22 protein-coding genes are annotated in these 19,425 nt (G+C 54.5%); 12 read left to right on the top strand and 10 right to left on the bottom strand.

What is annotated here, in order from left to right; all coding sequences use genetic code 11:
* The 3 genes from HY282_10345 to HY282_10335 form a co-directional block, all read right to left on the bottom strand.
* A complete protein-coding gene (locus HY282_10345) occupies positions 1–2,100 on the bottom strand; it encodes an SLBB domain-containing protein (GenBank protein MBI3804147.1) in 2,100 nt (699 codons plus the stop codon).
* Positions 2,101–2,598: 498 nt separating this feature from the next.
* Complete coding sequence (locus tag HY282_10340) at positions 2,599–3,732, bottom strand: hypothetical protein (GenBank protein MBI3804146.1); 1,134 nt, start codon at positions 3,730–3,732, stop codon at positions 2,599–2,601.
* A gap of 168 nt (positions 3,733–3,900) precedes the next feature.
* Positions 3,901–4,704 carry a phosphatase PAP2 family protein gene (locus tag HY282_10335; protein MBI3804145.1) on the bottom strand — a complete coding sequence of 268 codons (804 nt, stop codon included), beginning with the start codon at positions 4,702–4,704 and terminating at the stop codon, positions 3,901–3,903.
* A gap of 432 nt (positions 4,705–5,136) precedes the next feature.
* On the opposite strand from HY282_10335, the gene HY282_10330 reads away from it, so the two are divergent.
* Both HY282_10330 and HY282_10325 read left to right on the top strand, forming a co-directional pair.
* Positions 5,137–5,622, top strand: a complete 486-nt coding sequence (locus tag HY282_10330) for a hypothetical protein (protein MBI3804144.1) — start codon at positions 5,137–5,139, stop codon at positions 5,620–5,622.
* Positions 5,623–5,708: 86 nt separating this feature from the next.
* Positions 5,709–6,185, top strand: coding sequence for a hypothetical protein (locus tag HY282_10325; GenBank protein ID MBI3804143.1), 477 nt, complete (start codon positions 5,709–5,711; stop codon positions 6,183–6,185).
* A 103-nt stretch (positions 6,186–6,288) separates the two neighbouring features.
* Here HY282_10325 and HY282_10320 read toward each other — a convergent pair whose 3' ends face one another.
* Positions 6,289–6,858, bottom strand: coding sequence for a hemerythrin domain-containing protein (locus HY282_10320; protein MBI3804142.1), 570 nt, complete (start codon positions 6,856–6,858; stop codon positions 6,289–6,291).
* Between the two features lie 254 nt (positions 6,859–7,112).
* Between HY282_10320 and HY282_10315 the strand changes: the two genes are divergently transcribed.
* A complete protein-coding gene (locus HY282_10315) occupies positions 7,113–7,961 on the top strand; it encodes an SRPBCC family protein (protein ID MBI3804141.1) in 849 nt (282 codons plus the stop codon).
* A gap of 165 nt (positions 7,962–8,126) precedes the next feature.
* Positions 8,127–8,597 carry a PH domain-containing protein gene (locus HY282_10310; GenBank protein MBI3804140.1) on the top strand — a complete coding sequence of 157 codons (471 nt, stop codon included), beginning with the start codon at positions 8,127–8,129 and terminating at the stop codon, positions 8,595–8,597.
* A 22-nt stretch (positions 8,598–8,619) separates the two neighbouring features.
* Here the strand turns inward: HY282_10310 and HY282_10305 are convergent, their stop codons facing one another.
* Positions 8,620–9,045, bottom strand: coding sequence for a metallopeptidase (locus HY282_10305; GenBank protein MBI3804139.1), 426 nt, complete (start codon positions 9,043–9,045; stop codon positions 8,620–8,622).
* Between the two features lie 213 nt (positions 9,046–9,258).
* Between HY282_10305 and HY282_10300 the strand changes: the two genes are divergently transcribed.
* The 3 genes from HY282_10300 (at position 9,259) to HY282_10290 (ending at position 10,819) form a co-directional block, all read left to right on the top strand.
* Positions 9,259–9,525 (top strand): BolA family transcriptional regulator, encoded by a 267-nt coding sequence (locus tag HY282_10300; GenBank protein MBI3804138.1) that lies wholly within the window; start codon positions 9,259–9,261, stop codon positions 9,523–9,525.
* A gap of 35 nt (positions 9,526–9,560) precedes the next feature.
* Positions 9,561–9,899 carry a glutaredoxin gene (locus tag HY282_10295; protein ID MBI3804137.1) on the top strand — a complete coding sequence of 113 codons (339 nt, stop codon included), beginning with the start codon at positions 9,561–9,563 and terminating at the stop codon, positions 9,897–9,899.
* A 101-nt stretch (positions 9,900–10,000) separates the two neighbouring features.
* On the top strand, positions 10,001–10,819 hold the full coding sequence (locus HY282_10290; GenBank protein MBI3804136.1) for an SAM-dependent chlorinase/fluorinase: 819 nt from the start codon (positions 10,001–10,003) through the stop codon (positions 10,817–10,819).
* Here the strand turns inward: HY282_10290 and HY282_10285 are convergent.
* Positions 10,809–11,507 (bottom strand): hypothetical protein, encoded by a 699-nt coding sequence (locus HY282_10285; GenBank protein ID MBI3804135.1) that lies wholly within the window; start codon positions 11,505–11,507, stop codon positions 10,809–10,811. The genes HY282_10290 and HY282_10285 overlap by 11 nt on opposite strands.
* A gap of 163 nt (positions 11,508–11,670) precedes the next feature.
* Between HY282_10285 and HY282_10280 the strand changes: the two genes are divergently transcribed.
* Positions 11,671–12,132: a hypothetical protein gene (locus tag HY282_10280; protein MBI3804134.1), complete on the top strand. Its 462-nt coding sequence runs from the start codon at positions 11,671–11,673 to the stop codon at positions 12,130–12,132.
* On the opposite strand, the gene HY282_10275 is transcribed toward HY282_10280, so the two are convergent.
* A complete protein-coding gene (locus HY282_10275) occupies positions 12,057–13,109 on the bottom strand; it encodes a TIGR01212 family radical SAM protein (GenBank protein ID MBI3804133.1) in 1,053 nt (350 codons plus the stop codon). The genes HY282_10280 and HY282_10275 overlap by 76 nt on opposite strands.
* Before the next feature lie 23 nt (positions 13,110–13,132).
* On the opposite strand from HY282_10275, the gene HY282_10270 reads away from it, so the two are divergent.
* The 4 genes from HY282_10270 (at position 13,133) to HY282_10255 (ending at position 17,371) form a co-directional block, all read left to right on the top strand.
* Positions 13,133–13,891 carry an ABC transporter ATP-binding protein gene (locus HY282_10270; GenBank protein ID MBI3804132.1) on the top strand — a complete coding sequence of 253 codons (759 nt, stop codon included), beginning with the start codon at positions 13,133–13,135 and terminating at the stop codon, positions 13,889–13,891.
* The gene (locus HY282_10265) at positions 13,888–14,682 is read left to right on the top strand and encodes an ABC transporter permease (GenBank protein ID MBI3804131.1); all 795 of its coding nucleotides are present in this window, start codon (positions 13,888–13,890) and stop codon (positions 14,680–14,682) included. The genes HY282_10270 and HY282_10265 overlap by 4 nt, the downstream gene beginning before the upstream one ends.
* 228 nt (positions 14,683–14,910) lie before the next feature.
* Positions 14,911–15,402 carry an Hsp20/alpha crystallin family protein gene (locus HY282_10260; GenBank protein MBI3804130.1) on the top strand — a complete coding sequence of 164 codons (492 nt, stop codon included), beginning with the start codon at positions 14,911–14,913 and terminating at the stop codon, positions 15,400–15,402.
* A 301-nt stretch (positions 15,403–15,703) separates the two neighbouring features.
* Positions 15,704–17,371, top strand: coding sequence for a FecR domain-containing protein (locus HY282_10255; protein ID MBI3804129.1), 1,668 nt, complete (start codon positions 15,704–15,706; stop codon positions 17,369–17,371).
* Positions 17,372–17,377: 6 nt separating this feature from the next.
* Here HY282_10255 and HY282_10250 read toward each other — a convergent pair whose 3' ends face one another.
* The 3 genes from HY282_10250 to HY282_10240 form a co-directional block, all read right to left on the bottom strand.
* On the bottom strand, positions 17,378–17,878 hold the full coding sequence (locus HY282_10250) for a TIGR00725 family protein (protein ID MBI3804128.1): 501 nt from the start codon (positions 17,876–17,878) through the stop codon (positions 17,378–17,380).
* Positions 17,879–17,945: 67 nt separating this feature from the next.
* Positions 17,946–18,428 (bottom strand): glutathione peroxidase, encoded by a 483-nt coding sequence (locus HY282_10245; protein MBI3804127.1) that lies wholly within the window; start codon positions 18,426–18,428, stop codon positions 17,946–17,948.
* A 276-nt stretch (positions 18,429–18,704) separates the two neighbouring features.
* Positions 18,705–19,325: a hypothetical protein gene (locus HY282_10240; GenBank protein MBI3804126.1), complete on the bottom strand. Its 621-nt coding sequence runs from the start codon at positions 19,323–19,325 to the stop codon at positions 18,705–18,707.
* Positions 19,326–19,425: the final 100 nt, after the last annotated feature.

Here is a 19,425-nt window from a genome sequence, read left to right as displayed (position 1 = left end):
CTAAAATACTTTGATGACGATTCCTGCGGTTGCCGCGATCTGAAAGAGAATCTGGGTAATATCCTTAATCTCCTTCAACCACGAAACGCGTTCGATCTTTTCCGGGACCACAACCGTATCTCCGGGATTGAGGTTTGAAGACAACAGCCCTCTGCTGAAAAATCCCTTCTCTACTTTTTGGGAGACGGCCGACCCGTCGACCTTCAGAACATACAGCTCGCCCTCTTCGGCCTCATCGGTCATTCCACCGGCACTTTTTAGGTATTCATCAACGGTCGATTTCGGATTGTAGATGAAGGCCGTTTGATTGTAGACCGAGCCGAGCACCTGGATGTGCTGAGGTCTTTCCGGAATAACCAAGGTATCGCCTTCCTCTAAAAACAGATCCGAAGGAGATCCCCTCAGTTCATCAAGTCTGTTTAGGCTGATGGTGACCCTTCCCTTCGCTTTGGCGATCTTCATTTTTTCGATAAGGGCATTCCTCTGCTCCAGCGCTCCCTTCTGCTGTATCGCATCTTCCGGAGATAATGCCGCCTGAGTGGCGGTCGCTGATTTAGAAAGAATCTGCCGTTGAAGGCGTTCAATCGATTCATTCAATTGAGCCTGTTGGAGCTTCCGCACCGACTCTCTCGTAAACAGCGCTCCTTTTAAATAAGCCTTGTCTGTATATCCACCGGCTCTCTCGATCAGACTTGAAAGCCGCTCCCCTTTTTTAATCGTGTAGCTTCCGGGAAATCGCACCTCTCCGGTGATCTCCACCGTCTTATACATCCCCCACTCGGGAACGGCCCGTACAAATAAATAGTCATTCTCTTTAAGCGGAATATTCTCGCCCGAAGTGCCGGCCAAAGCTTTTTGAAGGCCAATCATTATTTTTTCTAATTTCGGCCCCTCTAAAGTGGGAGTGATCCGCGTCAGTTCCGCCTCGGTCGAATAGGCATAGTCCTTTAATCCGCCGGCCATTGCGATTAAATCTTTGACGTTCATCCCGGGGCTGGCAGCGTACTCCCCCTCTCTCTGCACGGCGCCGGACAGTCTGACAATCTTCTTGTCTTGGATCACCGAGAAGACTTTTACGAAATCTCCCGCTTGGACCTTAATATCCTTTGTTTTGATCTCTTCCAGATTCGACTCGAATGTAACTTGTTGACTGTTATCGACGATCCGACCGATTTGTATCCGACCTTTAAAAGCAATTTCGTTTAAGCCCCCGGCCATTTCGATAAAACTCTGAAGCCCAATCTCCCCTTTTAACTCGTAAATCGCCGGGGACCGAACATCTCCCACAACCGCGGCGAGAGGACCGATCGTCGGGATAAAGATCACATCTTCCGGCATCAACCGGATGTCTTTGGTTTTGTCTCCCTGGAGGAGAAAGTCATACATATCAAAATGGACCAGCGTTTCCCCGTTTCTCTTCAGCTGAATATCCCGCATCGTCCCCGTTTTGCTGACCCCCCCTGCGGCAAAAAGGGCATTAATAAGCGTAGACATTGACGAGAGGGTATAACTGCCCGGTCTTTGCGCTTTACCGACGATAAAAACGCGGATCGATCGGAGCCGGCCCATGCTGACATTCATCTTCACTTCGGAGGCTTTATAATAGCGGCTGAGTTCCGTCTCTAAGAAGCTTTTGGCCTCTGAAAAGGTGAGACCGGCCAAGTGGAGAATCCCGATTTGGGGGAGGCTGATCTTGCCGTCCCGGTCGATCATCGTGGGGTGTTCCGCGTTCACTTTTCCCCACAATGTGATCCGGATCTCATCTCCGGGTCCTAAAAGATAGTTGGGAGCGACCGGAACAATATCAACGGGGGCGAATGTATTAGAAGATTGCTGGAAAAGATCATAACCAAACTGTGTGATTTGGATTGGCGTCTTGTCGGCGCTTTTTTTCTGGCCGGATTCCTCAAATTCGGAACCCTTCTGCTGAACATATTCTTCAAAGGCGGACAATTTTTTATCGGCCGGTTGGATCGATTCCATCTTGGCCGGCTTTTCAAACTGATTTTCCTGGATCTTGTCGGCAACGGGCTGCTGTAACGCTTCCTTCCCCCGTTTGATCTGATCGAGACTGAATGATTCAGGAGAAATGGAAGGCATGCCCGGATTTTGGGGCAATGAGGGAAAATCTTGAGCAAAAGAAATCGAAAAATAGAGGATCACCTGCGCAGCAAGACCGAAGGCAAGTAATCCTCTGGATATTAAATTGGAAATGTAATTGATTTTTGGAGCGATTGATTTATCCATCATAATAAGGGCGGCCTGTTAGTGAAGCGGATCTTTTTAAACGAGCGGGTGTGATACTAAAAACCATCAAAATCTTTTTGAGTCTACTTTTACTTTTGTAAAGTGGGCCGATGTACCAGCCCCTGGGATATACCAGATTGATGAGGTAAAAAAAGTATAGCCCAGGTTTGTCATTTGTCAAGTTTTGTGAAACTAATCTGAATCATTCTATTCGACATAATAAGTATACTTATCCTCATTTCCGGACCTCTCCCGCAGGAACGGATGGATCGGTCTCTCCATACAGAGTTTATTCACTCTGAACGTCGGGATCGAGCGGCTGAGAGGAGCGGTGTTTTGAATCGATTTGAATTAGAACGTCCAGACGGCACTGACGATGCCATACATATTTCTCGCGTTTTCACTTTGAAGATTTAGATTCTCGATCCGTTCGTATTCAACTCGGAATAGATAAGAAAGGTCGGCGTGCTGAAAGAAGGTGAGATCGCCTCCCCCTCGGAACATCGTTTCAGGGACGGGATTCGAGAGGTGATGCCGCTCTCGCTCGAAGTCGACCCCTCCACTCCACCGTTCAATCAGGGGCGAGGCCAATCTAAAATAGAAATCGTCGGCATCGCTCCCCATGTGATGTCCGATGATCTGTCCATGAAAGGTATAGCCGGAGGTATAGGTCGAATGGTGATACCAGACATCAGGGAAACCGGGGTCATGGTTGCTCGCATATTCCAGAATGAGGCGGCGCGCTTGATACCGCCACTCCAGTCCGGCCAGAATTCCTCTTTTGGTCGGAATAAAATTAGATTCATCCTCTCCCCCATACTCCCCATAGAGCTCTATAAAATGACCGGGCAAGAAGCGGTCGATCGGCGGGCGGAGGCGCAGATCGATGCCGGCGAGCTCATTCACTTCGAACTTACCCGATTCGTTCGGCTTGTTCAGATACAATCTGCCGAAGTCGACCAGCGTGAGGCCCGGCCGACCGTCACCGCCGAACATCGTGATGCGGGAGAATCCGATGGCAATTTCCTCTCGCGGATGATAAACCAGGCGAAGCCCGGCCAAGCGGGCATGAGGAAAGTCGCGATGCGCTTCCAGGCGGGTCAAAAAGCCGTCGAACTCGAAGCGGCCCAACTGGGAGAGGAAGCCCGGGAGTGAAAAGGGAGAAGCGGTTCCAACCTGGACGAGATCGAATGGAAACGCATTGTTGGAGAGGAGAAGGGCGCCATGACGGCCCGGCCCCCACCAAAGCGAATCCCGTCCCACCTTTAGGGCGATATTGGAGAGCACAAGTCGGAGATATCCCTGGCGTATATAGAGGTCGCTTCCTTTGCGGGGGGTCACGAAGACCGGCTCCGCCACCAAGGAGAGATGATCTCCAAACGAAAGACGGCTCCAGAGGGATGTCTCCACATTGAGTCCGTCGTGCCATTCCTCGCCGAAATGGTTCTCGCGGAGACGATGCTCCTGCTTCTCCAGAGAAACCATCCCCGACGTAATTTCAAGGCGATGATCGATCTCCGGAATGAAAGGAAAAGAAAAAGACGGGGAGGCAATTAAAATAAGGAAAGTCGCAAAAGCAAAATAATGAGAAATATCTGCCTCCTTGAATGAAAAAAGATCGTTTCCGAAACACAGTAGGAACATCACCGCGGATCAGAAACGAACGGTGAAGATCATCCCGCGCTCATTTTGATCGATCCAGGGCCTGAAAGAGATCTGGGATTCCTGTTTTTCATTGAAATGTACGGTTGCATTTCCTACAGAAGCACCGATCAACGCGCCGGCCATCACATCCGAGGCAAAATGGGCGTTGTGTTCAATCCGAGCAAAACCGACCAGGGTGGCGAGCCCATAGGAAATCGTTTTCACCGAGGGCGAATCGTAATGGGCCGAGAGGACAGAAGCCATGACAAAGGCCTCCGTGGTATGGCCCGAAGGAAAAGAGTGGCTCCCGCTGAAGGGTTGGAAGTGGTAGACTCGTTCCCCCTGGGAGGGACGACTCCTTCCAACCACCTCCTTTAGGGTCGATGTGATCAAGCCGGAGGCAATGAGGCTCGCTGCCACTCCATCTTGGGCGACCGCTTGGGCTTTTGGATCGTCCAGAACCAGACCCGTCAAATAGAAGCCGCCTAAAATGACAAGCGAATATTCCGCTCCAAAGGGTTCCACTATTTTGGCGATGTCATCCGTTGTTTGAGTTCGGCTCCGCTGCGCTGCATTTCGAATCGATCTATCGAGCGTGAATGCCGCTCCCACCGCGGCCGATTCCAGAGAGAAGACGAGCCACGCTCTTCTCTCCCAGCGCGCGGGGGAGCTGAGAATATCGCCGGTCTCCCGGAGAACCCGCTTCCCATACGCCACTGAGAGTAGACCCGTTTCGGCAGTCGGCTCCCCCTGAACGGTAATCTGATCTCCACGCTGCGAGAGCTCGGCGGAGAGGACGAAACCGGGGCTCAAGAAGGTCCATCCGACAATGAGGCGGATAAGGGCAGAGAAACTCCAGCGCTTCAATCGGTTGATCGAACCCTTTCCTTGAGATGCGATAGACCCGAAGACAAGGAGCAATAATGCCAGATCGGAATTCAGAAACGGACCGCTGCCCGGCCGGGCTTGCATGCAAAAATAAATACCGCTAAAAGGTAGCAGCGAGATACAAATCTGTCAAATGTGGAAAGACCTCTCTTGAGGCCCGCCATTTACGGAAAAAAACACTCTTTCTGCCCGATTTTCATTATCTTTTTCAAATATCGGACAACCCTGTATGATTCCCTCGTTTGGGGGGATTGATCCGACTGCCGTTATACCTATAGAGTATCCATTCTTACCATGACAAGAAAGCTTGAGACCCGGATGGCGGATCGCAATACAAAGGTTGTTTTAATGAGATTTATGAAGATTTTCCGGTCCATCACCTTTTTTTCCGGCGTCTTTTTCTGGTTCATGTCTCAATCTCTTACGCCCCATTCCGCGTCGGCCGAGGAACGCGCGCCCGCGTCGGACACGCGGGTGGGACTCTACTTTAATTATTATCTCCCCAGCTACACCAATACCCCTTTAGGCATTAGGAGAAACTGCGATTGCGAGCTCGGATACCAAACCGGAGTCCTACTTCAAGATCGGATGTTCTGGCGGACGTGGCTCAACCTTCATCTCTATGTCTTGGGTGCGAAGCCGAATTTATCTCATATACCGGAGCAATATGGTTTGCGAGTCGAAGGCCAAATCCGGTTTAGAAGGGTCACCCTCCTGGTCGGCCATCATGCCGAATGGAATATCTATCAGTCCTCCGACTTCCCAATTCGGTCCAAAGATGGGAACTATATCAGCACCGGCGGCCTTCGCGAGACCTATGCAGGGGTCACTTGGTGGTTTTGATTCACTCAGAACGAGGCGTTCCATTGGAAGCGCTTAAGAAGTAATCGGCTGGAGTTCGGCGGGAATAATCTACAGAAGGAAAACCGATGTTGCTTAAAAAAATCCTTATTGCAATCCTTGGCTTTCTCATCTTAAGCGGTTCTGATTTGGCCACGGCCGAGGACAGCTCATCTCTGGCCGATGCTCAGGTTCGGCTTTACTTCAATTACTATTGGTCTCGTTACACCAATACACCCCTTCTGATCCGAAGAGATTGTGTGTGCCAGGTAGGGTACCAGTCAGGTATCGGCATTTTGGCCCCGCTTCCGATGCGGTTTTGGCTGAACTTTCATACCTATGTGATCGGAGGCACGCCGGGGCTGGGAGAGAGCAATGAGCAGTTCGGGGTGCGCCTGGAGGGACAGTACCACTTTGAGCGAGTCACTTTATTGATCGGTCTTCACAATGAATGGAATGTCGATCGGCCTTCCAACTTTCCGACCACTTCCGAAAACGGGCAGGATGTTCATACCACCGGGCTGCGAGAAACGTATGTCGGTGCAACATGGTGGATCAAGAAATAGGGCTGCTGAATAAAGAGCCGCTGAGAATAATCTCAGCGGCTCTTTATTTTCTTTAATTCAGCCAAGGCTTGAGGCGAACTTCCGGTATTTATTTTTCTTTCGTTTATGCCGCTTTCTTGCGCTTCGCTTTTAACTCGCCTTTAAAGTACACTATCTCTTCACCCAACGATTCCAATTGGTCTTTTAATTTCTTCTCCGCTTCCGGAAACATCTCTCCCTCTTCTTCGTCGATGTGATGCTGTAAGGTCTCTTCGAATACGATGACCTTGGCATCAAACGCCTCTCCTTCTTTCCCTGTCATCTTTTTTAATTCGGCAAGAATCATATCGACCTGATGGTGTTCTTCCAGCGACTCTGCAATCAACTCACTGTTCACCTTCTTCATCTCGGGGTAGAAGATCATCTCTTCACATCGACTGTGGATCTTGATCTCTTCTTCAATTTGACGAATCAATGCCCTTTTATTCTTTCGAGCCGATTTTAATTGCTCGATTAATCCCTTTACTTTGTCATGGTCTTGTTTCAACAGCTCCGTTGCCTTCATCTTCCCCTCGGAGACGAATGCGGAACGGACATCCTCCTTAAATCCACGAAAGACCTCTCCGACCCACTCCATCGTATTTTGCGTATTTTGCACGATCGAGTCTGATTTCTTGGATTGTTTTTCTTTCATGCTTTTCTCCTGTTTCGGTGAGTGATTAATGAAAGCTCTATTACTATCGTACGAAAAGCAACGCCTTTCAAACAATAGCCGGAATGCGGGGAGGGCTCGCCCGATTGGACTACTCCTTAAGTTGCATGGACTTTCCAAGAGGTAAAACGATATTCTAAATATCATCATCACTTTCCTGATTCGCTTTATTGATGGAAGTGCTGGCCAAATCCGCTCGAAAATGATACCTAAAACGCAATGAATGGAGATCAGCCATGGCATCGAAAAAATCAAATACAACCAAGCAGAAAACGGAAGATGTTTCACCAGAAGAGCTCACCACAGCGGGCATGGGCGCAAATGATATTCAGCGGCTGGCGGCCGTGGTCGGGGGAGGGGCCCTCCTCCTTTTTTATCTTCGAAAGGTGACGCTGGCCGACGCCCTGCTGGTCGCCGCCGGCGGAAGCTTAATCTATCGTGGGATCAACCAAGGTCCTCTGAACGTCAATCTCAATATCGCCGAGGGGGCCAAGCGCCTCCGCGAGGAAATTGAGGGTCTCACCGATCGGGCCAGGGATTGGGCCCAGGGGGTCCGAAGCCAACTTGAGGAACGTTTTACCTCGACAGGCGAAACCGAACCGATCCAGGTGGAACAAAGTATTATCATCAATAAGTCACCGGAGGCGCTCTACTCCTTTTGGAGAAATTTTGAAAACCTCCCTCAGGTGATGAGCTATCTCGAGTCGGTGACGCCGACGCGCGGGAAGCGCTCGCATTGGGTTGCGAAGGGACCGGGAGGCGTTCCGATAGAATGGGATGCAGAAATTACGGCGGACAAGAAAAATGAGATGATCTCCTGGCGCGCCTTAGACAACGCCGATGTGCCGAATGAAGGTTCGGTCTATTTTGTCAAAGCGGCCGAGGGACAGACGGAGCTGCGGGTTTCAATGGAATACATTCTCCCCGGCGGAGAGATCGGTGCGGCCATCGCCGGCTTTTTCGGCGAGGAGCCGTCTCAAAAGATTGAAGAGGATCTGAACACTTTTAAAGCGGCGGTCGAAGGGGGCGAAATTGATTTGGATATCGATCGATTCCAGCAGCGGACGGCGGAGGGGGGAGCGTAACCGGTTGTCTCTCTCCGACGCGGCATCGCCTCGGTCTTGAATTTCATCTCAGAATAGAACTAAGATAAAGGCCGTCCGAGAAATTTCGACGGCCTTTATCTTATCTTCTTATCCTTATTATCCTGGCTCTCTTGCTATTCCTTATTATCATTGTGGCACCGATGGATGATGAATCCCCTGACCTTTAAGATCGAATCCGAGACTCGCAGGGTGGAGGAGCCGCCGCCGGTCTGGCAAGGACGCCCGGCCTGGAGCGAATATCTTTTTCTCCTTTTCTTCACCTTGGTCTCGGCGGTCCGGGCCTTGATTGCCGTTTATGCGCGCAATTTTGAAACCGGAGTCATTTACTCTTTCGGCGCTCTCTTTTTTATCGGACTGGCCCACTTTCTCCGGGCGACCACCCGCTATACCCTCACCCGCGGCGCCGTCCGACGGACCGCCGGGTTTCTCGGGAAGGGAGAAAAGTCCCGTCCGCTCGGCACCATCCGGTCGGTCGCCGTAGAGCAAGGTCCGATGGATCGCCTTTTTGGAATCGGAACGGTCGTCCTCCTATTGAAAGAGGGAAACCGGCGGGAGTCGCTTCGCGGCATTCGTGACCCGGAGGTCATCTGTAGAAAGATCGAGGCGCTCCTCTGAATTCGCCCGACTAAAGATCAGATCAGAACGTCAGACCGGATTGCGCCGCTTCGGTCGGCCAAGAGGGGGAGGAGGTCGGCGTCGGTCGTTTGGCATAGCGCTCATAAAGCTTGTTCACCCGGCGGCCATGAACGAAGTCATGGTGGCGAAAGCCCCCCCCGAAGGTCGCCGGGATATGGAGCAGCTCGTGGATTAAGGTCTTGGTCTGCTCCTCCTCCGAGAGCCGATCGTAATTCTCGGAGACCAATTCGATGACATAATGTGCCTGCAATGCCAATCCAATCTGCAGCGCCTTCGGAAGGGCATGACAGCGGGCCAGAATCCGGCGGCTTCGACTCCCCCTGCTTCGAACCGTGCGGATCCGCTTGGGATCAAGATAGTCCCATTCAAAAAAGACGATGATCCGGGCAATCTCCTCATCGACCTCAGGCAACGGCAGATACTCCAACGTTTCCCTCCTTTGGCTACGAAATCAGCTCCCGGCGGCAGCCGCCGCCGAGCCGTTTATATGCCAAGCTTTCCCGCATGTCAAGTAAAGATCGGGATGACCTTTTTGGAAGGGGCCGGCCGCCTCTTTCTTCTTTAAGATCCATGTGAAATGAGGTATAATAATCCTCTCGTAAACATTATCTTTGAAATCTGGAGGACGACAGATCAAGCGATGATCAGCAAAGAGATATTGGTCGACTACATTCAGAAAGCGATGCCCGACGCGCAGGTCACCGTGACCGATCGGACCGGCATGATGGATCACTTTCGCGTCCAGATCGTGTCGGACGCCTTCCGCGGGAAGAACCTTCTCGACCGGCAACGATTTGTCTATCAAGCGCTGAATGAGCCGATGAAAGACGGACGGATCCACGCGTTGGAAATTAAATCGTACACCCCCGAAGAGGCCGCAGCGGCAGAGACCCCTTCGAGCCATTAAATGTCCCTACTTTATTTTGAAACCAGGAGAGAACAATGAGCAATCCAATTGAGGAAGAGATCAAAAAAGAGGTCGACACAAACAAGATCTTAATCTATGGGAAGGGGACGAAGTCGATGCCGATGTGCGGCTTCACCATGGAGACGATCCAGTTCTTCAACAAATACGGTTATCCCTTTGAAGTCGTCGATGTCTTGCGGAACATGGAGAAACGGGAAGCGCTCTCCAAGTTGACCAACTGGCCGACCCTCCCAAAAGTGTTCATCGGCGGAGAATTCTACGGCGACACCGATATTCTCGACGAGATGGCTAAGAAAGGGGAGATGGAACCGCTTTTAAAGAAGGTTTTTGGGGAAGCGAACTCACCCGCCTAAGCAGGGGGGGCTTTGCCCCCCTTCATATCAGAGCCTTCCGGATCCGAACGCGATCGCATCGATCCCTCTTTAGAAACGAGAGAGTCGCAGGAGACCGTCCGATGCTCGTTCATATCCTTGCCGATTATGGCCAGGGCGATCTCGCCTTCGCAGAGGTGGTGCAGCGGATCAAGCGAGCGCTTCCCGATGCAGACGTTGTACTCACCCCAATCGCGCCCTTTGCGACGCTGGCGGCCGGATTCTGCATTGCACAGCTCGGATTAAACGAGGCGCCCGCCGGCACCCTGATCTATCACAACATCGCGCCCCGCTCGGATGACAAACGGGCCCGCAGCGGCAATGCCGGGGAGCGTCTGGCCTTCGCCCGCCTCATCACCGGCGTCCGGGTCATCGGCGTCTTAGCCGGTTACACCTTCTCCTTTATCCGCGATGCCTCCGAGGAGATCCGATGGGTCTCTGTTTCGGCAGAGGGCTCCCAATTCCGCTCACGCGATCTCTTCCCTTCAGCCGTCGCGCAGGTTGCGGCGGGCGAGTCTTCGCTCCTGGGAAAGGTTCCCCGCACTCAGATCCCGGCGGTACCGAAAGCGCAGATCGCCTATATCGATGGATATGGAAATATAAAGACAACCCTTGAGCCAGAGGAGGTGTCGTTTGCCCCCGGCACCCTGCTTGAGGTTCGGATCGGCCGGGCCACGCAAAAAGCGACCGTAGCGAATGCAAGCTTCGAGATCCCGGTGGGAGAGATGGCCCTCGCCCCCGGCAGCAGCGGCTGGCGGAATGCAGAGGGCCATCTGGTTCGATGGATGGAGCTCTTTCTCCGGGGTGGAAACGCCTGGGAGGCGTTCGGACGGCCCCCGGTCGGCACCTCGATTGAAATCCTCTCTCAGCTGCCATCAAAAAGGCGCCGTCCTAGAAGCTAAAACCGGCCTCCACACCGAGTGCGGTCTGATCCGGAACGCGCAATTCGATGCCGACATGTAAATTCCCTGCAAACCGGGCCAACACCCCGACAAAAATGCCGAACGTTTTGTCTTCCAGGGCCGCGCCATTGATATCAAGACCGGACCAAACGACGCCGCCATAGGGAATCAAGGCCGCATCCCCGGCGCGGAGGGAGCGGGAGCCGGAATCGAGAAAAGCGCCGATCGCCGCATCATACTCGGTCCAGCCGAAGCGGGAGTCGCCATCTTTCGATCGAAGATGAGTTGTCTGAAGAACGGTTCCAATCTTCAGGTTGGCATCGGGCATCTGCGCCCAGGTCGCCTTTAATCCCAACCCGAAGGCAGGGCCGACACCACTATCGATGTTCAATGTGCTCGGCGATTGGTCTTTCACCTTAAAATCACCGAATCCAAGCCGGACGACCAGGTCGACCCGATCGGTCAAGCCGACCGTCCCTTTTGCGAAGGCTTGCGTCCCTTCGGCCGTCCCACCTCCGGCGTTCCCGGTGATGTCGCGGTCGAAGAGAAAATTTGCTTCCGCACTGATATCCGATTTATTGGCACCGACGGTAGCTCCCGGCACGCCGATCGGCGCCGCAAAGAGCGCCGAGGTGGTGGTAAAAATCAATGTGGACACCGATAGGAACACGAGTTGGAGTCGCTTCATCTTGAACCTCCTCTACAAAGGATGAATGTCACAGAACGCAAGTTCAGCAACAAAAACTTAACATATTAAAATCGAGGCATGCAAGATGGCACGGTAGCGAGAGCGTTGCGCTGGCGCCGTGGCTGAGGTATTCTCGCTGTTCGACCCCTCGCCTTGGATCGAAATGCATCGACTTCCATTTAGACCTCTGCTTCTTCTCATCCTTCTGCTGCTCCTCTCGGACTGCCGTTCGGGCCCGGAATATGATCGGCTGCCGATCCCGGACCGGAGGATGAATCTCCTCGGCTTGGAAGCGCTGGCGACGCGTCACCTGGATGCCCACCCGGAAGACTTTGACAGGTTTGCGAAGATCTTGACCGATGCGGACAATGCGCTTCAGTCCGACGCGATGAAGACCCACGCGGGGGTGATCTCCTGGATTCAGAAGGAGATGGCGCAAGAAGGGATCGATCCGTCAACTCCGGTTTTTCTCTTTTTACAAAGCGTTTATCTGAAAGGCTGGGAACGATCTTACCTGACGACGGTCGATGCGGCGGAGCGGGAATATCTTTATGATGTGATGGGGGCGGTCATGGGGGGGATGCACCGCTGCACCTGTGCCCGATCGCATCCGATGTCTCCCTGAGGCTTCTCCCGAAAAAGGATCCCTTGGCAGGTTCCCCGCCGCGCGAACTCCGATGCGATCATCTCCAGGATCTCTCCCTTGTGTCTTCCCCAGCGGGGCGCGAGGATGTCCTCGCCATCGAGCTCTCCCATCAACCGTTCAATAATCATCCGCGCAGGCAGCCGCTCCAGCAGATCGCATACCAGCTGAAGATACTCCGGCAGGGTGAGGAGGGAGAGCTCGCCCCGTCGATAGGCCTGGGCCAGCGGCGCCTGTCGAGGGATATAGAGATGGGTCACCTTGACGGCGTCGACCGGCAGCTGCGCGACCCGTTCGACCGTCTCCAGCATCCGCGTCCGGTCTTCGCCGGGGAGTCCGAGAATGAGATGGGTCGAGAGGTAAAAGCCCCTTCGCTTAATCCGATCGACCGCATCGACGAAATCGGCAAAGGTATGGCCGCGGTTCACACGACGCAGGGTTTCATCATGGCTCGATTGCAATCCCACCTCTAAAAAGAGCGCCGTCCTTTTTTGAAGGGTGCTCAAGAGATCGAGCACCGGCTCGGGCAGACAATCGGGACGGGTCGCGATCGCCAGCCCGACGATCTCGGGATGGGAGAGCGCTTCTTCATAGAGGGCTGCCAACCGATCGACCGGGGCGTCGGTGTTGGTGAACGCCTGGAAGTAGGCGATGAACTTCTCCCCGCCGAACCGCCGCTTTCGGTAAACGGCGATCCCCTCGTCGACCTGATCGCGGACCGATCTCAACGGGCCGCCGCTGTTAGGACTGAAGCTCGCGTTGCTGCAGAAAGTGCAGCCGCCGACAGCGACCCGGCCGTCCCGGTTCGGACAGTTGAAGCCGGCATCGAGCGGCAGCTTGTAGACTCTCCAGGGAAAGCGGCCTTTCAGATAATGGCTGTAAGCGTTGTAATAGCGTTGCATCGCGTCGCTCTCAGTGAGTGTGTTATAGTAAAGAAAGATCACATCAAAGACAACCAAAAAGGATTCTCCGCTTTCATTTCATGGGACGTCCGGTCGTACAGGTCGATCACCTCACGAAATCATTTAACGGGTTCGTCGCCGTCAATGATCTCTCTTTTTCCATCGAAGAGGGGGAGATTCTCGGCCTGCTCGGGCCCAACGGCGCCGGCAAAACCACCCTGATCCAAATGCTGCTGGGGCTGATCACACCGACCTCCGGCGAGATCCGCATCCTCGGGCTCGACCTGAAGCGCCACCGCGAAGCGATCCTCTCGCAGGTGAATTTCTCATCGACCTATGTGTCGATGCCGACTTCGCTGACCCTTCGAGAAAATTTGACCGTCTTCGCGAAGCTTTACGGCCTTCGACATCCGGAGACCCGGATCGATGAGCTGCTCGACCTCTTTGAGATCCAGCGGCTGAAGAATACGATCACCCGCCATCTCTCCTCCGGTCAGATGACCCGGCTCTCCTTGGTCAAATCACTTCTGAACCGACCGAAGGTCCTCTTCCTCGACGAGCCGACCGCCAGCCTCGACCCCGACATCGCCGACAAGACCCGAAGGCTGCTCCGGTCGATCCGAGACCAAAGCCGATTGACCCTCCTCTACACCTCTCACAACATGAAAGAGATGGAGGAGATCTCCGATCGGATTGTTTTTTTACACCAAGGGCGCATCCTAGCCAGCGGAACCCCCGCCGAAATTCTTCGGATTTTTGCGGAGCGGAATTTGGAAGATGTCTTCCTCAAAGTCGCGCGCGGAAATCATCTAATGGAAGACGGGGAGATGCGGCCATGAAACTCTACCGGGTCATGGCGCTGGTCCAACGGCATCTCTATCTCTACCAACGGAGCCTGCCGCGAATGACCGAGGTCTTCTTTTGGCCGCTGGTCGATCTCTTGTTATGGGGATTCGTGACCCTCTATCTGCAGCGCTTCCAGACGAACCTTCCGAAGTTCGTCACTTTCTTCTTGGGGGCGTTGATTCTCTGGGATATCCTCTATCGGGCTCAACAGGGGATCTCGGTCTCCTTCCTGGAAGAGGTCTGGTCGAAAAACCTGCTGAATCTTTTCGTCACCCCGTTGCGGCCGAGCGAGTTCCTGGCGGCGCTGATGACGATCAGCGTCGCAAAGCTCCTCACCGCCGGGCTCGCCAGCGCCTTTTTGGCCTGGCTGTTCTATTCCTTCAACGTTTTTGTCCTCGGTCTTTCGTTGATACCCTTTGTTCTCAACCTGGCGGTGATGGGGTGGGCGATCGGGATCATCACGATGGCGTCGATCCTCCTCTACGGCCAGGAGGCGGAGGTGATGGCGTGGGGACTCGCCTTTCTGGTCCAGCCGGTCTCCGCCGTTTTCTATCCGGTGTCGGTGATGCCGGCCTGGGTCCGGCCGATCGCCTGGATGATGCCTTCCTCCCATGTCTTCGAGGGGATGCGGTCGGTCGTCGAAACCGGCGCCTTCCCAATACGGGAGTTGGGAACGGCGGCCCTCCTCAACCTGATCTATCTCTCTCTTGCCCTCGCCTTCTTTTATCGGAACTTCCGGATCGTCAAAGAAAAGGGGCTCTTGCTCCGAAGCGGAACCGAGTAGGGGCAAGCCCTTTACGCCGACCCCCTTCATCTCATCCATTTCATCATCCATCTCATCTTGCTCATCTTGCTCACCTTGCCTCACCCCGGCTCATCCTGGCAAAAGCGGTTCAGTTGGCCGTAAGCGTATTCACGGTCATGGCACTCACGGAATCTCCTTTCTACTTAATGGTAACCTGCAAAAGTTCGTATTGATCAATGCAACCCACATTCAAGAGGGAGGTGTTTTATGGCAACCGGACAACAGCAAGTCGCGCCCCGACAGCAACGATCCCGCGCCGTCAGCCAGTGGAGTCCCCGGACCGAGATGGAGCGAATCTTTCAGGATTTTTTTAGAGATTTTAGGGATCTTGCTTCCTGGAATCCACAATCGGTGCTGGCATTGACCTCCTCTTTTCCGACGGTCGAGATGGCTGAAGAAAAAGACAAGTATGTGGTGAAGGTCGAGACGCCCGGCCTCGAGAAAGAGGACATCCGGATCTCGATCACCGACAACACCCTTCACCTACGGGGAGAGGTGCGGCAAGAGGAGTCGCAGGAAGACCGAAACTACATTTTCAGTGAACGGGTCTATGGAACCTTCTCTCGCGATATCCCCCTCCCCTCGGCCGTCAATGCAGACCAGGTTCGCGCCACCGTCAAAAATGGTGTTTTGTCGATTGAATTGCCGAAGGCAAAAGAGGCGATGTCGAAAGAGATCAAGGTCGAGTCTCAGAAGTAACGGTGGATCGTCGGGCGATTGGGCGCTTGAGACCCAGTCGCTCGATGAATGCCGAAAACCCTCCCCCGCTCCTGGCCCGGCCTTTCTTCTTCCGCCGGAACCGCTCCTTCACGTCCATGGCCACCCGATTTGGGGTATTGAATTGACCCTTTGGGTCAGATAAAACCGTCTAGTCGATGTGAAATAGAAAAGAAGGGAACTTCCGCTATTTTATCTGAGAATCCCCCGATCACGCTGTTGGTCTAAAAATTGCTCTTCTTAGCCTTGGCAATTGAGTCAATCACTTGGAGCAATGAGGACGATGACGCTGCATTGGAAAGATCGGTCCCGGCAAAAGTTCAACGGCCGTTTCCCCTTTCTGCCTGGGAGGGTCTTTGGTTTTCTCTTCTTTCTCCTATCGATCCCATTTGTCGCTTCTCTGGCCCATGCTTCTTCACTGGAGGTGCTTCGGATCAGTCTGATCGAAGGGGATGTCCAGATTGAAACGAAGGATCAGATGGCGTGGTCTCCCGCTTCGGTCAACTTTCCGATGCGGGAGGGAGACCGCCTCTCGGTCGGCGCGGGGGGAAGGGCTGAGCTTCAGTTAACCGATGGAACCACCCTCCGTCTCAACGAGAACAGCGCGTTCGAAATCGTGACGACCGATAACGACGCGCTTCACTTTTCGCTCGACTCAGGACAGGCGTTCATTCACTTTCGAGGCGAGCGGGGATATACCCTTCAATGGACCACCCCGGCGGCGGCCATCGATGCGAACGGCCCGTCGCAGTTTCGGATCGACATCACCGAGCCGGGCGATACCCGGATTACAACTTATCAAGGCCGGGTCGATGCCGATGGAATCAGCGGGAAAATCACCGTGGCCGAACATCAAACGCTGCTGGTTCGGGCGGGGAGCGAGGCGACCTTCACCTCTTTTGTTTCTTCGGATGAATGGGAGCGATGGAACCTGATGCGAGATCGTTCGCTCTACGAACGGACCGACCGGGTTCATTTTTTACCCCCCGAGATGGACGGGTATGCGCACGATCTCGATGAACATGGACGCTGGCAGGAGACGAGCGAGTATGGCCCGGTCTGGGTTCCGGCCGCCGCCGGCTATTCCAACTGGTCGCCTTATCAGGTCGGCCGGTGGGTCTTGATCGGCAACGATTATGTCTGGGTCTCGAATGAGCCGTGGGGTTGGGCGCCGTATCATTACGGGCGATGGGCTTTCGTGGAACGGGTCGGCTGGGGCTGGGTCCCCCCCGCCCGTGGCGCCGTCTTCTGGGCACCCGGATATGTGGCCTGGGTACACACCCCCACTTATGTCGCCTGGGTTCCGTTGGCGCCAAGGGAGGTCTACTACGGCTATGGAGAATTCGGTCCGTATAGCGTCAACATCACGAATGTCGTAATCTATCCGGACCGGCCGGTCTATCGCAACTTTCGCAACCTTCATGTTCACAACGCCATTATCGTTGTTCAACGAAACAGCTTCTTAAGAGGCGAGCCGCGCGGACTCGCTTTGGGAGGGGATCCGTTTGACAGGCCGGGGGCCCATTTCGGTCGGCCGCCGGTTCAGTCGGCTCCGCCGGCAAACCGACCTGAAGGAAGATCGCTGCGGGGAATGCCCCCTTCGCACCCCATCCATGTCACGCCGACCCGACCTTTCATCGGAGAAACCCCGCCGACGCTTCCAGCGCCGCCGCAGGGGGGAACACGGCGCCCGGCGCCCCCTCCAAACAAACGGATGCCCGACGTGCTTCAGCGGCCGGTCTATTCAGGCTCACCGGGCCAACCGGTCCGTTCGGGCCGAAGAGAAGTGATCGAGTATCGGTCCCTTCCTCCACATCCGATCTCCCATATGGAGCGCCCCCCCCGGACCGAGGTGCCGGCCTCTCGACCGGGCCCAACTATCCCCCCTCGCGATGCATCGGCGCCGCGACAGAATGGACCGTCTCACCGATCGCTTCATGGCGGAAAGTAGCGTTCGTTATCGCTTGGAATAAGAGAGGAGCTGCACCGCCTGTTTCAGGGCGGCAGCGGGGTCTTGCGCAACGAAGACCTTTTCAGGACGGAGGTGGAGGAAGAACCGTTTTGCTTCTTCATCCTTCGTGATCAGAATGACCGGCTTCCCCGCTTTGAGCGCCAGCGCCACCTCGGAGGCGGTTCCGGTGCCCATTCCGCATGCGATGATCAGATCGCTGGTCAGGACGTTAATATTGTTCCGGGCGCTCCCCATTTCGGTCAGAATCGGAATATCGACTGCAGCGGAGATCATGGTTCGGTCTCGCGTCGGCAGAATCCCAATCGTCAAGCCGTCGGCCTCTTTCGCCCCGCGGTTGGCCGCGTCCATCACCCCGGAGTTGCGCCCTCCCGTCAGGAGGACCCATCCCTCTTGCGCAATGAGCCGTCCGAGCGCATAGGCATTCCGGATATCCTCTTCGTGCGCCCGCTCTCCCGGACCCATCACCCCAATGATGGTTTTTCTCATCTCGCTCCTCTGCGGCATCGCCCCTCTGCGGAGCGGCTTCGTTTCTGAACCGCTTCTTCCGTTCTAATTAAAGAAGTTTCTCCACCGTCTTTTCGATCGATTCGGGTTTGGTCCCCGGCGCGAAGCGCTCGACCGGTTTTCCATTCTTGTCGATTAAGAACTTCGTGAAGTTCCATTTAATCGGCTCGGTGTTGAGGATTCCCGGAAGCGCGCTCTTCAGGTAGTTGAAAAGGGGATGGGCCTGGTCGCCGTTTACATCGATCTTGGCGAACATCGGGAAGGTGACACCGTAATTTCGTTGGCAGAACGTCTGAATCTCCCCCTCCGTCCCCGGCTCCTGCTGGCCGAATTGATTACACGGAAAACCGAGCACCGCAAAACCGCGTTCTTGGTATTTCCGATAGAGCGCCTCCAGCCCGGCATATTGCGGCGTGTAGCCGCATGCGCTGGCGGTATTGACGATTAAGAGGGTCTTGTTTTTATACTGATCGAGCGAGATCTCCTCTCCGGTAATCGTACGGGCTTGAAAGTCATAGATTGAATCGGCCATTTTGATCTTTCTCCTGTGCCATCATCGGCATGATCTATATTTTATTTATTTCGGTTTTTTAAATGGTCGTTCGCCGTGCAGAGAAGGAAGCGCCGGAGCGGTGAATCCGACGAATCCGGCTTGCCGCTCTTATAATTTCATCCGACCGTGCACACGGCCTCTTGGATCGCTGCATCGGACAGCCGAAGCCAAGGCGTCCTGGCCTTCTTGTATATGCCAATTCCAAGAGGGAGTCAATATCCGGTCTATCGGATTCCTTGCGTGGATCGGTTGCGGTTAGGAAGGGCGCTTGTTGACCCGCCGAGGGGGCTTTTCCTGGAAGCGATAAGCCAGTTTTCGCGGACAGGTGACTTCGGGGTTCGTCGGGCTGTAGAGACCGGCGGGATTTTCTTTGAAGAGCCACACCCGGAGATCGTAGTGGACCATCTCCTTTGGCATCAGCGGATGCAGCCCCTCCATCGGTCCGTCGAGCGGCTTTCCCAACAGCTTGGGCGGCTCGCCGATCCCCATCGCCACCGGGATCAGCCACTCCGCCGCAACGAGCTCGAGGCGCTCTCCCTTCGGCTCATAAATCAGAATCGGCGGGTAATCGGGGTTGGCCGCGCTGCTCATGAGGCTGGTGTTGAGGAATCGGACGCCGACCCCGCCGGAGGGAGACTCGATGCAGCCGACCATCGAGAGATATCCGTCGCGAACCGCGACGATTGGATCTTGATATTTCTCCAGCGCGATCCGCATCTTTGAGAGGTCGGACGGAAGGGGCTGGGAAGGATGGGGCTTCGTCTTCGCCGGGTGCGATGCGCAGCCGATGAGGGTGAAGCACAATATGAAGACGATCGGCCATCGAATAAAGTCGATCCGCCATTGAGAACGTTTTGGCCGATACAATTTATACATAGGAGACCTGTCATCCACCCTTGATCGCGAACGGTCCGACGCTGCACGGAACGTCTGATCACTATATCAAGACCGCCGCGTTGAGGATGTGACCCTGATT

It is taken from the genome of Candidatus Manganitrophaceae bacterium (assembly GCA_016200325.1).
Taxonomy (GTDB): Bacteria; Nitrospirota; Nitrospiria; order SBBL01; family Manganitrophaceae; genus Manganitrophus.
The sequence above is the reverse complement of the archived record's forward strand: the minus strand, read 5'-3'. Positions and strand labels throughout refer to the sequence as shown.